The 14,321-nt window shown below is 62.9% G+C and carries 11 protein-coding genes; 9 read left to right on the top strand and 2 right to left on the bottom strand.

What is annotated here, in order from left to right:
- Positions 1 to 164: 164 nt before the first annotated feature.
- Positions 165 to 2,195, top strand: a complete 2,031-nt coding sequence (tkt, locus tag ABDX79_RS07795) for a transketolase (RefSeq protein ID WP_346219711.1) — start codon at positions 165 to 167, stop codon at positions 2,193 to 2,195.
- 4 nt (positions 2,196 to 2,199) lie between these two features.
- Here the strand turns inward: tkt and ABDX79_RS07790 are convergent, their stop codons facing one another.
- Positions 2,200 to 3,060 (bottom strand): YihY/virulence factor BrkB family protein, encoded by an 861-nt coding sequence (locus tag ABDX79_RS07790; RefSeq protein WP_346219710.1) that lies wholly within the window; start codon positions 3,058 to 3,060, stop codon positions 2,200 to 2,202.
- A 185-nt stretch (positions 3,061 to 3,245) separates the two neighbouring features.
- Between ABDX79_RS07790 and gap the strand changes: the two genes are divergently transcribed.
- From gap to ABDX79_RS07755, 7 genes are all read left to right on the top strand, one after another.
- Positions 3,246 to 4,253: a type I glyceraldehyde-3-phosphate dehydrogenase gene (gap, locus tag ABDX79_RS07785; RefSeq protein ID WP_346219709.1), complete on the top strand. Its 1,008-nt coding sequence runs from the start codon at positions 3,246 to 3,248 to the stop codon at positions 4,251 to 4,253.
- A 243-nt stretch (positions 4,254 to 4,496) separates the two neighbouring features.
- Positions 4,497 to 6,368: an autotransporter domain-containing protein gene (locus ABDX79_RS07780; RefSeq protein WP_346219708.1), complete on the top strand. Its 1,872-nt coding sequence runs from the start codon at positions 4,497 to 4,499 to the stop codon at positions 6,366 to 6,368.
- A 202-nt stretch (positions 6,369 to 6,570) separates the two neighbouring features.
- Complete coding sequence (locus tag ABDX79_RS07775; RefSeq protein ID WP_346219859.1) at positions 6,571 to 8,394, top strand: potassium/proton antiporter; 1,824 nt, start codon at positions 6,571 to 6,573, stop codon at positions 8,392 to 8,394.
- A 160-nt stretch (positions 8,395 to 8,554) separates the two neighbouring features.
- Entirely contained in the window at positions 8,555 to 9,751 is a 1,197-nt protein-coding gene (locus ABDX79_RS07770; protein WP_346219707.1) for a phosphoglycerate kinase, read from the top strand.
- Positions 9,748 to 10,539, top strand: coding sequence for an SGNH/GDSL hydrolase family protein (locus ABDX79_RS07765; protein ID WP_346219706.1), 792 nt, complete (start codon positions 9,748 to 9,750; stop codon positions 10,537 to 10,539). Before ABDX79_RS07770 ends, ABDX79_RS07765 begins: the two co-directional genes overlap by 4 nt.
- Before the next feature lie 296 nt (positions 10,540 to 10,835).
- On the top strand, positions 10,836 to 11,648 hold the full coding sequence (locus tag ABDX79_RS07760) for a DUF6030 family protein (RefSeq protein WP_346219705.1): 813 nt from the start codon (positions 10,836 to 10,838) through the stop codon (positions 11,646 to 11,648).
- 227 nt (positions 11,649 to 11,875) lie between these two features.
- On the top strand, positions 11,876 to 12,139 hold the full coding sequence (locus ABDX79_RS07755) for a hypothetical protein (protein ID WP_346219704.1): 264 nt from the start codon (positions 11,876 to 11,878) through the stop codon (positions 12,137 to 12,139).
- A gap of 145 nt (positions 12,140 to 12,284) precedes the next feature.
- Here ABDX79_RS07755 and ABDX79_RS07750 read toward each other — a convergent pair whose 3' ends face one another.
- Positions 12,285 to 13,295: a ligase-associated DNA damage response exonuclease gene (locus tag ABDX79_RS07750; RefSeq protein WP_346219703.1), complete on the bottom strand. Its 1,011-nt coding sequence runs from the start codon at positions 13,293 to 13,295 to the stop codon at positions 12,285 to 12,287.
- Positions 13,296 to 13,406: 111 nt separating this feature from the next.
- Between ABDX79_RS07750 and ABDX79_RS07745 the strand changes: the two genes are divergently transcribed.
- Positions 13,407 to 14,114: a YitT family protein gene (locus ABDX79_RS07745; protein ID WP_346219702.1), complete on the top strand. Its 708-nt coding sequence runs from the start codon at positions 13,407 to 13,409 to the stop codon at positions 14,112 to 14,114.
- Positions 14,115 to 14,321 lie beyond the last annotated feature (207 nt).

Here is a 14,321-nt window from a genome sequence, read left to right as displayed (position 1 = left end):
CTGGTCGGGGTTCGATTTTCCAGCCCGATCGCTGTATTGAACCCTCCACGCGAGATTGCGGGCGACGTTGACAGCCTCTCGGGCCTGTGATGTCTCCCCGTCAACGCCGAAAAGATGGCCGTCCACGATGATCGTTTGAGCCGTCGAGCTATAAGAGCGCTTCCATGACCAGTCCTGAAAACGCGCGCGACATGGCAAATGCCATCCGCTTCCTCAGTGCCGATGCCGTTGAGAACGCAGGGTCCGGCCATCCCGGTCTGCCCCTTGGCGCCGCCGACATCGCGACCGTTCTCTTTACGCGCTTCATGCGGTTCGATCCGACCATGCCGGACTGGCCGAACCGCGATCGTTTCGTGTTTTCGGCCGGGCACGGCTCGATGTTGCTCTACAGCCTGCTCTTTCTGCTCGGCTACAAGGACATCGGGATCGATGAGATCCGCAGCTTCCGACAGCTCGGCTCGAAAGCCGCCGGCCATCCCGAATACGGCCATGCCGCCGGCATCGAAACCACGACCGGCCCGCTCGGGCAGGGCATCGCGAACGCCGTCGGCATGGCGATCGCGGAACGCCACCTCGCCGCGCGCTTCGGCAACGAGATGGTCGATCACCGCACCTACGCCTTTGTCGGCGACGGCTGCCTGATGGAGGGCATTTCCCAGGAAGCGATCTCGCTTGCCGGTCACCTGAAGCTCTCCAAGCTCACGATGATCTGGGACAACAACGGCATCACGATCGACGGCAAGGTCTCCCTCGCCGACTCGACCGATCAGCACGCGCGCTTTCAGGCCTGCGGATGGGACACTTTCTCCTGCGATGGTCACGATCAGGAAGAGATCGCCGCCGCCATCAAATCAGCCAACGCTTCCGACAAACCAAGCCTCGTCGATTGTCGCACGACCATCGGTTTCGGTGCGAGCGGCAAGGCAGGCACCGCGAAAGCCCATGGCTCGCCGCTCGGCGAGGATGAGCTGAAGACGATGCGCGAGACCCTCGATTGGCCGCACGAGCCGTTCGAAGTGCCCGCCAACATCATCGACCAGTGGCGCATCGCTGGCCTCCGATCGGCGGCGGCCCGCCGCAAATGGGAAGAGCGGCACGCCGCCCTGTCTGCCGAAGAGCGCGGCGAATTCGATCGCTCCCATCGCGGCGATCTTCCGAGCGGCCTCCAGCAGCGGATCGAGCGCGCCAAGCGCAGCGCCAATGAGACGCGACCGTCTCTTGCGACCCGCAAGGCTTCGGAAATGGCGCTCGAAGTCGTCAACGCGATCGTACCGGAAACCCTTGGCGGGTCGGCAGACCTCACCGGATCGAACAACACGCTCAACGAAGAGCTCAAAATCCTGACCTCGGAGGATTTCAGCGGCCGCTACATCCATTACGGCATTCGCGAGCACGCGATGGCAGGCATCATGAACGGCATGGCGCTGCATGGCGGCGTCATCCCCTATGGTGGCACCTTCCTCGTCTTCTCCGATTACGCGCGGGGCGCGATCCGGCTGACTGCGCTCATGGGACTGCGCGTCGTCTACGTGCTGACCCATGATTCGATCGGGCTCGGCGAAGATGGCCCGACCCACCAGCCGGTCGAACACCTCGCCTCCCTGCGTGCGATCCCCAATCTCGCGGTTATGCGGCCCGCCGATCTCGTCGAGACTCTGGAATGCTGGTCTCTCGCGCTTCACTCGAAGAACCGGCCGACGGTTCTCGCGCTCTCTCGCCAAGCGGTGCCGGCTCTGCGCACGGACGAGCACGACGAGAACAAATCTGTGCGCGGGGCCTATGAGCTGGTCTCGGCCCATGGCGAGGCGAAGGTCACACTTTTTGCGACGGGCACGGAAGTGCAGATCGCGGTCGCGGCCCAGAAGACGCTGGAACAGGACGGTTATCCGACACGTGTCGTCTCGGTGCCCTGCCTCGAACTGTTCGAGGCTCAGAACGAGCAGTACCGCGCTGCCTTCCTCGACGATCCGTCCCTCAAGATTGCGATCGAGGCAGGGGTCCGGCAGGGCTGGGACGCCATCATCGGCCGCCAAGGCCTGTTCTTCGGCATGTCGGGCTTCGGTGCCAGCGGCAAGGCCGGCGAACTTTATGCGCATTTCGGCATCACGGCGGACGAGGTCGTTCGTCAGGTGCGCGAGCGCCTGAAGCCGGAGCCTGAGGACCGCGAAGGCGAAGGCGAAGCGGGCGAGGCGTGATCGGTCAGCTCTTTTTCGGCTCCGGTTCGCCCGCGGACGTGCCGCGCTTCACCGAATAGGCCCAGGTGAATTCGGCGCCGAAGAGCAGGATCTGGCAGGTGTAGAAGATCCAAAGGAGGATCGTCACCAGCGAAGCCGCCGAGCCGTAGGTGGTGGTGATTCCGCTCTCGCCGATATAAAGCCCGATGGCGAACTTCCCGATCTCCAGGAGCAGGCCCGTCAGGGCGGCCCCCACGATCACCGTCAGCCATTCCAGCCGCTTGTCCGGCAGGAGCCGGAAGATCAGGGCGAACAGCGACGTCGCGGCCGCCCAGCTGAACAGGACGTTGAGGCCGACGACCAGCACGGTCAGGTCCTGAAAGCGGGCGAGGATATAGCTCGACAGCGCGGTCAGCCCGGCATCGATCACCAGCGAAATCAGAAGCAGGAAGCCAAGGGTCAACACCAGGGCAAGGCTGATCAGGCGCCCGCGCACGATGCCCCAGAAATTTCCGCCTGACGGCTGAGCCTTGAAGATGATGTTGAGGTCGTCCTGCAGTTCGACGATCGCGCCCGTCGCCAGAACGAAGAACATCACCACGCCGAACAGGATCGAGAACGTGTCCGGGCCGAACTGGATCGCGGCGCTCAACATCGAATCGATCGAGTTCGCCGCATCCTTCCCGATCAGCGACCCGGCCTCGCCGACGACCGCGAGCCGCGTCGCATCGTGGCCGAAGAAAAGTCCGGCGATCGTGACGCTTGCGAGCAGCACCGGCCCGAGCGAGAACAGCGCGTAGAACGAGATCGCCGCCCCAAGGCTGAGCGCCCGGTCGTTCCACCATCCGATGATGGCCGCCTTGAAGAGACTGAGGATGGTCTGCATGCGAGGCCGTTCCCTTTCTCACCCGGCGAACCCTCACCATCAGCGAAACACGGTCATACCATCAGGAAAGCTGATGGCATTTGCGCATTGATCGCGAGAGGGCTTGGCATTACGTGGACTACCAACGTCCGGTCGCAAGCCCGGCAGTGTTGAAGACTTTTGACAATCCGGGGAGACCTCTACCAATGGCAGTTCGCGTCGCAATCAATGGCTTTGGCCGCATCGGCCGTAATATTCTTCGCGCCATCATCGAGTCGGGACGCACCGATATCGAAGTCGTCGGCATCAACGATCTGGGTCCGGTCGAGACCAACGCCCACCTCATCCGCTACGATTCGGTCCATGGCCGCTTCCCCGGCGAGGTGAAGGTCGACGGCGATATGATCGATGTCGGTCGCGGCCCGATCCGCGTCACCTCCGAGCGTGACCCGAAGAACCTGCCCTGGGGCGATCTCGGCGTCGACGTCGCGCTCGAATGCACCGGTCTCTTCACCGCGCGCGACAAGGCTGCCGCCCATCTCGAAGCCGGAGCAAAGAAGGTCCTGATTTCTGCCCCGGGCACCGAGTCCGACCTCACTGTCGTCTACGGCGTCAACCACGAGAAGCTGACGAGCGAGCACAAGGTCGTCTCCAACGCGTCCTGCACCACGAACTGCCTGTCGCCGGTCGCCATGGTCCTCAACGAGGCCATCGGCATCGAGAAGGGCATGATGACCACGATCCATTCGTATACGGGTGACCAGCCGACGCTCGACACCATGCACAAGGATCTCTACCGGGGCCGCGCAGCCGCCCTTTCGATGATCCCGACGTCCACCGGTGCCGCCAAGGCCGTCGGCCTCGTCCTGCCGGAACTCAACGGCAAGCTCGACGGCTTCGCCATGCGCGTTCCGACCCCGAACGTTTCGGTCGTCGACCTCAAGTTCATCGCCAAGCGCGAGACCAGCGTCGACGAGATCAAGAACGCCATCAAGACCGCCGCTGACGGTCCGCTGAAGGGCATTCTCGGCTACACCAACGACAAGAACGTCTCGATCGACTTCAACCACGATCCCCATTCCTCGATCTTCCACATGGATCAGACCAAGGTCATGGAAGGAACGCTCGTTTCGGTCCTGTCCTGGTATGACAACGAATGGGGCTTCTCGAACCGCATGTCGGACACCGCGATCGCGATGCACAACGCCGGCTAATCGACGTCACGGAGCATTTCAAAAACGGCGCCGTTCGAAAGAGCGGCGCCGTTTTCGCGTCATGCGCCCCGTTAACCTCAGCATCTCAAAAGCGGTCTATGGCTCACGCGCAACAGATGTGGAGTGCGCGCAACATAGGCCTTCCATTCGCATGCTCCGCGCTCGCAAGACGCGTTTTGACGCTTGCCCGATCGCTGAAAGAGCTGTTCCGTCTCCTCAAGGACTTTGGGAGGAGTTGGGAACATGCATCACGTCAGAACATGGGCACTCGCCGGCGCTGCGACGCTCGCACTCGGGATGTCTCTCGCGAACGCGCAGGACATCGGCTCGGTGATCTCGTTCGGCGACAGCCTGAGCGACAACGGCAATCTCGCAGCGGTCGCTGGCGTCCCCCCTGCCCCGCCTTCCCCACCCTATTTCGACGGTCGCTTTTCGAACGGTCCGGTCTTCACCGAGCGCCTCGATGGCGCGATGCAGAAAGCCGGTGCCGCCTCCGTCGCCCGGCGGCCCGTCAATCCGAACGCCAACCAGAACTATGCCTTCGGCGGCGCAACCGCGTCGCCCCGCGTCTCCTCGCCGCCCAATATCTACACCCAGATCGGCTTCTTCGCGGCCCAGGACGGCGTCTTCGCCGCCAATGACCTCGTGACGCTCTATGCCGGCGCGAACGACATCTTCGCGGCAGTCGGCGCGCCGAACGCAAGTTTCGCCAGCGTGAGCGCGGGCTCGCGCCAGGCGGCGCAGGATGTGAGCGGAGCCGCGGCACTTCTCGGGCGCCTCAACGCGCCGCGCGTCGTCGTTCTCAACCTGCCGAATCTCGGCGGCATCCCGCTTCTCAACAGCAATCCGGGCGCCAGCTTCCTCGGCTCGACGGCAACGGACGCTTTCAACTCGCAGCTCCAGAACGGCATCTTCGCAACGGCCGCCGCAAATCCCGGCAGCGACTATTACTATGTCGACGTTCGCCGGCTGTCGGATGCGATCACCGCCGATCCCGGCCGATTCGGCTTCTCGAACGTCACCGACGCCTGTTTCCAGCGGACAACCGGCCGGCTCTGTTCGACCAGTCCTCAAGTTCAAAACACCTATCTTTACTTCGACGACGTCCACCCGACCGCAGCGGGACACCAGCTCTATTCCGCCCTCGTCCTCGACTATGTGACGGCCTCCAGCCAGGCCGCCTCGGCCGGGGCCATGTCGGAGACCGCGTTCGCCGACCGTCTCCAGAGCGCCAATGCGAGCTATGACCGGGGCCACGACTTCGCGCTGGCATCGCGGAACGGCACCACCTTCAGCGGCCTCTACGGCGAGGTCAACGGGCTGGTCTACGACCGGGATAGCGGCTCGGCCATCCGCTCCTACGACTATGCCTCCGCCGGCATCTCGCTCGGCTATGAGCGTCCCCTCGGCGAGAGCTTCATGGTCGGCACGAAGGTCTCCTTCGGCGCTGGCGATATCGACGATTCGAGCTTCGCCTTCGACACGATGACCTTCGCCGCCGACATCTACGGCACGGCGGTCATGGGCGCGGCCTATGTCACGGCCTCGGCGGGCATCGCCCATGTCGACTTCGACAATATCGAGCGCGGAACGCTGATCCCCACCGTCGTCAACGCGGCGGGCGATACGAACGCTGCAGTTGCCAATATCGGCCTTGCGGCCGGCTACGACATCGCGATGGGCCAGCTCACCGTCACGCCGAACGCTGCGCTCACCTATGCTCACTTCGACGTGGACGGCTTCACCGAGACCGGCATCGGCGCCCGCATCGCCTATCAGGACTATGATCGGGACGCGCTTTACGGAAACGTCGGCGTCGATCTGTCCTATGACGCAATGGTCGCTGGCCGCGCCGCGACACTCACCGCCTCGATCGCCTATGAGGACGAGCTTTTCGGCAACGACGATTCCATCAGATCCAGCATCGTCGGCAGCCCCAACAGGGTCCGGTCCGCAGGTTTCGACGAACTGCCGGGACGCGGCGTCGTGCTCGGCGCACGCGCCATGAGCCAGCTCAGCGAAAACACCAATGTTTCGGCCGCCTATTCCTTCGGCTTCGGCGACGAAATCGACAACAGTCACGAAGGCCGCGTCTCCGTCGGCTTCAAGTTCTAGAATCCGATCATCCGGGCTCGGCCCCCGCGCAAATCGACTGAATATCAACGGGTCGCTCACCAGCGGCCCGTTTTCCCATTTGCAATGCAAAAAGTCGTTGGCCTCATCGGGGCGAAAGCGCATATCGTGTTGATACCCGTCGACAAGAAGCGGCCCCACCCCACCACGACCGCCGCCGATCTGGCGGCATCATTGATTGCCGATGCTCGAAAACCTCTATCTCCTCATTCTCGTCGGCACGGTGCTCGTGCTTCTGGCGGCCTTTTCGAGCCTCATCGCCTCTCGCATAGGCGCACCGCTGCTTCTGCTATTCCTCTCGGTCGGCCTGATTGCCGGGACCGACGGTCTCGGCCTCGAATTCGACGATGCGGGTCTCGCCTACTTCATCGGAACCCTGGCGCTTGCCATCATTCTTTTCGATTCCGGCTTCCAGACGCCGTTCTCGACGTTCCGGCAGGCTGCTGCGCCCGCGATCACGCTCGCAACGATCGGCGTCCTTGTCACCTCCGTCATCTTCGGTCTCGCTGCAGACTACATAATGGGCTTTGGTCTTCTGGAGGGCATGTTGCTGGGGGCGATCGTGGGTTCGACGGACGCCGCCGCCGTGTTCTTCCTTCTGAAGACCAGCGGCATCACGCTTCGCGACAGGGTTCGCTCGCTTCTCGAGATCGAATCCGGCACGAACGATCCAATGGCGATCTTCCTGACGATCGCGATCGTCGAACTGCTCAGACAGGGCGGCGGCTTCGAACAGCTCGGGTTCAGCGTTCTCTTGGGTTTTGTCCAGCAGATGGGCCTCGGCATCATCGCCGGCCTGATCGGGGGCAGAGGCATCGAGTTCTTCATCGCCAAACTCACGATCGACCGCGCGCTCCTGCCGATCCTCATCATGGCGCTGGCTCTCGCCGTCTTCGCGCTGACGGGTGCGCTCGGCGGCTCCGGCTTTCTTGCCGTCTACGTGGCCGGCCTTTACGCCGGAAACGCCGATCTGAAGCGCGCGCCCTCGATCAAGCGGTTTCAGGACGGGATGACATGGCTTGCCCAGATCATCATGTTCCTCCTTCTCGGCCTGCTCGCGACCCCTCGCAACTTCGATGCGATCCTCGTGCCCGGCGTGGCGCTCGCCCTCTTCCTGATCTTCCTCGCACGGCCGATCGCCGTCTGGCTCTGTCTCATCCCGTTCGATTTCCGCAAACGTGAAAAGCTGTTCGTATCCTGGGTGGGACTGCGCGGCGCTGTCTCGATCCTTCTGGCCATCCTGCCCATTCTTTCGGGGCTCGAAGCCTCGAGCGACTTCTTCAACATCGCCTTCGTCATCGTCCTGATCTCCCTCCTTCTGCAGGGCTGGACGCTCGCCAGCGTCGCGAAATGGCTTCAGCTCACCGTTCCGCCGCGCATCGGTCCGCTCGAAAAGTTCGAGCTCGAACTTCCCGGCTCGGCGGATCACGAACTTCTCTCCTACCGCGTGGTGGAGGGCAGTCCCGTCGCGACCGGCGCGCGCGTGCCCCGCTGGGCGAGGCCTTCCCTGGTCATCCGCAATGGACGCTCCATGCGCTATCAGTATGCCGGGCGCCTCCAGCAGGGCGACTACGTCTATCTGTTCATTTCGCCGCGCTTTTCGCCACTCCTCGATCGACTCTTTGCAAGCCGGGCGCCGGTCGCGGAGGACGACAAGGAATTCTATGGCGAGTTCACCATCAATCCGTCCTCCTCGGCTGTCTCGCTCGCGGATGCCTATGAACTCACGCTCACCAAGGACGAAAGCGAATTGACCGTCGCGGAGTTGATGTCCCGCCGGCTGGGCGGGCTTCCGTCCTATGGCGACCGCGTGCCGATCGGATCGGTGGAGCTCATCGTCCGCGAAACCGGCTCCGAGAATGCGGTCGTCAGCGCAGGCCTTTCGCTCTCCCCGCCGGACGACAAGCTCCTGCCGGCCATCAAGCGCATGAAAGACGCTCGGTCGAAGATCCGGCGTTTCTTCAAGTCACCGAAGTCGGACGACGAGGCGCCGGGCAAAAAGCGGTGATCGGGTTGATCGCACGGACTTCCCCATGTCCGGCTCGCCCCGATACGATATCTTCGCTTGCCGCACGCGCGGGCAAAACCGTAAAAAGAAGCCACACACCGAAACGCGCCTCCCCACCGAGGCCCCAAGCAAACCCTTAAGAATTGAGTTCGACCTTCAGATGACCTTCCAGTTCAGAACCATCGACGACGCGGATGTGACGGGCAAGCGCGTCCTCGTGCGCGTCGATTTCAATTTGCCCATGAAAGACGGGAAGGTCACGGATGCGACCCGCATCGATCGCGTGCTGCCCACCATCTCCGAACTTTCCGAAAAAGGCGCCCGCGTCATCCTGCTCGCCCATTTCGGACGCCCGAAGGGCAAGCCCGATCCCGACAGCTCCCTGAAGCCGATCGCCGAGGTTCTGTCGGAGCGTCTTGGCAAACCGGTGGGGTTCGCCGACGATTGCATCGGACCGGTCGCCGCCGGCATCGTGGAGATGCTGAAGGACGGCGATGTGCTTCTTCTCGAAAACACCCGCTTCCATGCCGGTGAAGAGGCGAACGAGCCGGAGTTTGCGGAGAGCCTTGCCTCCCTCGGCGACATCTACGTCAACGACGCGTTCTCGGCAGCCCACCGCGCCCATGGCTCGACGGAGGGCGTTGCCCATCATCTGCCCTCCTATGCCGGTCGCACCATGCAGGCGGAAATCGAGGCCCTGCAGGCCGGTCTCGAAGCACCGGAAAAGCCGGTCGTCGCGATCGTCGGCGGCTCGAAGGTGTCGACCAAGATCGACGTCCTCACCAATCTCATCGATCGGGTCGACTGCCTCGTTATCGGTGGCGGCATGGCGAACACCTTCCTTGCAGCCAAGGGCATCGATGTCGGAAAGTCCCTTTGCGAGCATGACCTTGCCGACACTGCGCGTTCGATCATGAAACGGGCGGAGGAAAAGGGCTGCGAGATCCTGCTTCCGACCGATGCGGTCGTTGCCCGCGAATTGCGCTCCGGTGGCTCTCCGGAAACGGTCCCGGTGGAGGAAACGCCCGAGGACATGATGATCCTCGACGCCGGCCCCGAATCCCTCAAGGCCGTGAACGCCCGGCTCGACAGCGCCAGGACCCTCGTCTGGAACGGTCCCCTCGGCGCCTTCGAGATCGAACCCTTCGACGAGGCGACGATGGGCGCGGCGCGACACGCCGCCGAATTGACGCGGGCCGGAAAACTGGTTTCCATCGCGGGCGGCGGTGACACGGTGGCAGCGCTCAATCAGGCCGGCGTCAGCGACGATTTCAGTTACATCTCGACGGCGGGCGGCGCCTTCCTCGAATGGATGGAAGGCAAGGCCCTCCCCGGAGTGGAGGTTTTGAAGGGATGAGCCAAGTGGGCTTCGAGGAGGTCGTCCCTCCTTTCGATGGATTTGCTGCCGGCGGCATCGCGGCCTCCGGCAAGACGGCCCTCATCTCCTGGCTGATGCTGCCAGTCTATATCTGGCAGGGCCTGCGCGCACGAAAGCGCATCATGCGCATGGGTCCGCCCCGCGGTCCCCTCACCGGGCTCGTCGGCGCTGAGACCGTCAAGGATGCAGCGGTCCGTCTTCTCGTGATCGGCGATTCCAGCGCTGCCGGCGTTGGCGTCGACCGGATCGAGGATTCGCTCGGCCCGAAGCTTGCCGAGCGCATCTTCGCCATCACCGGCCGCTCGGTGTTCTGGCGCACCGCCGGCTCCAATTCCGCCGTTTCCGCCGATGTCAGAGACCACGTGGTGCCAAATCTCGCTCGCGAGGCCTTCACCCACATCGTCCTGATGATCGGCACCAACGATGCCAAGAACTTTCACGGCGCGCGGCGCTTCAAGAAGGGATTCGGCACGCTTCTCTATGCGCTGAAGGCGAAGTGGCCGGAGGCCCGTATCGTGTGGTCGCCGCCGGTCGACATGAAGCGCGTTCCGGCGCTCCCCCGCGCGCTCGCCCATGTTCTCGAACTTCGCGCCCGCATCATTCGCCGCATGGGCACCGCGCTCTGTTTCGAACGAGGCGCGATCGTTTCGACGACGCTTCCCCGCGTCGAGCCGCTGGGCTTTTCGCGAGATGGCTTCCATGCCTCCGCCGACGGCTACGTCTATTATGCGAACCACCTCCTGGATTTCGTGATCGATCGTCGTTGAACCGCCCGGCCTTTCGGGTGGTCCCGCGTCGAAACATCTGTCCCGGCAAGACCAAACCGGTGCGAAGCTTGCGCCGATGACATGCGGCCTCGGCGTTTGCGCCCTTCGCCCTCTTCTGGACGAATTCGTTGCCTATCGGTCACAGCACCCTGGAGGAAACGTCGGATCGGGTCTGAAAAGGCCCTGACGATTGGACTCTCACCGTCAACGCTTCTTTAACTTCCTGCAAGAAGCACCTTTCGCGTCTGGTTCCACCGGAGCCATGCGCCGGATCATTCGCAAGGAGGACTTCGACCGTGAATCGATGGAATGGAAGAGAGCGCTTCCTTGCCCTGAAACGCATTCTGGGCGATCACCGAACGCCCGGCGAAATCGTTCTCCAGTTCCTCGGCACGACGACCTTCCGCTTCATGCTTCTCGCAGTCGCCATAACGGGCGTCGCCTTCGCGGTACGAACGAGCGACGCCTTTCAGACCGTCCAGTTCGCCGCCATCAACGCCGAAACGAAACGGCAGGTCGCGGGCGCTGCCAATATGAACAATCTTCAGCCTCCGGCCGCGACCGAGATCACGGCCGCCAAGCCGCGCCTCCTCAAGACCGTCGCCCTCGAACGCACGAAGCCCGAGCCGGTCAAGCAGCCCACGCAGCAGAAGACAGAAGAGACCGGCATTCTCGCGGCATCGCCCGAGACGGTCTGCCAGACCATCGGACAGGGCGCCGAGTGGGACAAGAGCCCGCTCTTTGACGGCGAGAACGAGTGCTACGGCAATCAGGAGGGCGAAGGCTTCTCGATCGCCCAGATCGCACGCGGTCCGGCGGGCTCGGAAGTCGATACCATTCGTTTCAAGCTCGAACTGGAAGACGAAAAGGCAGCCGAGGACGCGACCGGCGTCCTGACAAAGGAGCTCGACGAAGCGCTCGCTCTCGGCGAGGTGACCGCGCCGTCAGGTTTCGTCGAAAGCGTTGCAAGGCTTGAAGACGCCAAGGGCACGTCCGGCGCCCTCGCCTTCAACTTCGAGCGCGAGATCGGCGCGGCGAACCGCTTCAATCTCGTTATCCAAAAGAAATCCGACGAAAAGGACGAACGACTGGTGCAGAGACGCCCGTAAAGCGGACCGTCTCAGTCTCGGTGTGTTTGTCTTTATCTTTGAACGCCTTGCGGCCGTTCAAACCGCTCGCGGGTGTCTCAGTGCCCGGCCCTGTGGCGTTTTGCCGTTCCGGCCAGGTTCAAATTGGTTTGATTTCGACCTTGAGAAACATTGCCGTCACACCATCGTTCAGACTAACCAAGCAGGCCTGAACGCGGGCACAAACGAATGTTGGAAAACCATAGGTAATGGCTAAAAATCTCAAGGAAACCGACGCCAAGCAGGGACGTTCGGGTCGATCGGTCCTGATCGTTCTCATCGTCGGCGTTGCTCTCATCGTTTTCGGATACGTCCTCGTTGCCGGCATCGGAATCGCAACCTCGCCGGACGGTAGTCTCGAGCAGACCGAAACGCTGGACGCGCCGGAAAACGCGACGAATGCTGCGAGCGATATCGTGACGCCGGAGGGGAGCGAGCCCATGCAGAACGATGGCGTGAAAGTTCCCGAATAAGTCCGAGGGGCCTTTGAAACCAACGGTTTCATAAGGCTGCCGGGAGCCCGAGCGGCGCTTGAACCGTTCGTCTGATGACAGGTGATCGCCAGCACCGTGCAGGAACCAGCGATAGCCGCCATTTCATCAGGAGGGCGGAGGCTTGCTACTCCGCCTCGTCCTCATATCCCACCAGATGGAGCGGGCGCGCCGCGACGCCTTCGAGCTCACACCAGCGCACCAGCGCTTCCTCCCTTCCATGGGTTACCCAGACCTCCTGAGCCTCGACATCCTTGATCGTCTGCGTCAGCTCGTCCCAGTCGGAGTGATCCGACAGGATGAGCGGCAGTTCCACGCCGCGCTGGCGCGCCCTCTGGCGCACGCGCATCCAGCCCGATGCAAAGCTTGCCACCGGATCGGGAAACCGCCGCGCCCATTTGTCGGCGAAGGCGGAGGGCGTCCCGACAATCAGGGCGCCCGCGAAATCGCCTTTCCTGCCATTCTCGATCGTCGCCGGCCTGAGGTCGCCAAGATCGATCCCCTCGCTTTGATAGAAGTCGCACAGCTTCTTCAGCGCCCCGTGGATATAGATCGGGCGATCATAGCCGGCCTCCCGTACATGTCGGATCACACGTTGCGCCTTACCCAGCGCATAGGCGCCGACGATGTGTGCGCGCTCGGGAAAGCGCCGCATGGAGGCAAGCAGCTTGTCCACCTCCGACGCCGTATCGGGGTGGCGGAACACCGGCAGGGCAAATGTCGCCTCGGTGATGAAGACATCGCATTTCACCGGCTCGAAGCCCGCGCAGGTCGGGTCGCGCCGCCGCTTATAGTCGCCTGAAGCGACGATCCGCATACCTTTCCATTCGACCGCGATCTGCGCCGAACCATAGACATGGCCGGCCGGATGGAAACTGACCGTCACATCGTTGATTTTCGTCGCCTCACCCAGAGCGGCCGCCTGTCTCTCATCGCAGAAGCCCTCGCCATAGCGTATCGCCATGATGTCCAGCGTCTCGCGCGTCGCCATCACCTTGGCGTTGCCCGGCCTCGCATGGTCAGCATGCCCATGGGTCACGAGGGCGCGGTCCACCTTTCCCACCGGATCGATGTAGAAATCGCCGGGCGGGCAATAGAGCCCCGCGCGGGTCGGATGAAGAAGATCGTCGGGTTTCATGCCCCACCAGATAGGGGCGACGGTGCGCTGCCACAGGGGCCGATCGCCGCTGGTATTCTGAGGGCCTTGCGCTTAATCTCAATCATCGCAGTGCAGCATGAGCCCTTGCAGATGGCCGACGAAGCCAGGTCCCGAACCCAGTCCCACCTCGATCCGAAGACCGCGGAGGGCTTTGCCGAGGCGGTTCACCCGATCCGCTGGCGCTTCGGCGACTGGCACGCGACGCCGACCAATCACACGCCGCTCGAAGATGCCCAGGCGATCGTCACCGGCGTGGTCCTCGCCACCCTCGGCATCGCAATCCTCGCCCATCTCGGCCTTCTGACAAGCGGCGTCGCAGGTCTTGCCCTCATCGCGTCCTATGCGACCGGCCTCAATGTCGGCCTCGCCTTCTTCCTCATCAATCTGCCCTTCTACATCCTCGCCGCGATGCGTATGGGCCGCGCCTTCACCATCAAGACCTTCATCGCCATCGCGCTTTTGTCCATCGCGACGGCCGTGCAGCCGGACTATTTCACCTTCGGCGAGATCGACCGGACGGTCGGCGCGATCACCGCCGGGCTTCTCATCGGCTTTGCGCTGCTCGCCCTCTTCCGCCACCGTGCAAGCCTTGGCGGTGCAGGCATCCTCGCCATCTTCCTGCAGGACAAGTTCGGCTGGCGTGCCGGCCTGACCCAGCTCTCGATCGACCTCGTGATCCTCGGCCTTGCCTTCGTCGTCGTCGACTGGGTCTCGGTGCTCTACTCGATCCTCGGCGCGCTCTGTCTCAACGGCTTCCTTGCGATAAACCACCGGACCGACCGATATCTCGCGAAATAGCGCGGCGCCTGCAGCTTCATCCAGAACGCCGGACCTGCCTGCAGGTCGAATTGATCTCGCGCTCCTACCAGGCAGCACCCTCGGGTGTGATACCGAGCGGCGCCTGAGCCAATCGTCGGACGAGAATTGACCTTTGGGTCAATTCCTTTGTCCGGCGGTATGAGAGAGATTTCGATGCCGCTTTGCCCAACCGGTTCTTTCACAGAG

The organism is Fulvimarina fulva, from assembly GCF_039652615.1.
In the GTDB taxonomy this organism is placed as follows: domain Bacteria; phylum Pseudomonadota; class Alphaproteobacteria; order Rhizobiales; family Rhizobiaceae; genus Fulvimarina.
This window is presented reverse-complemented; position numbering and strand designations above follow the sequence as displayed.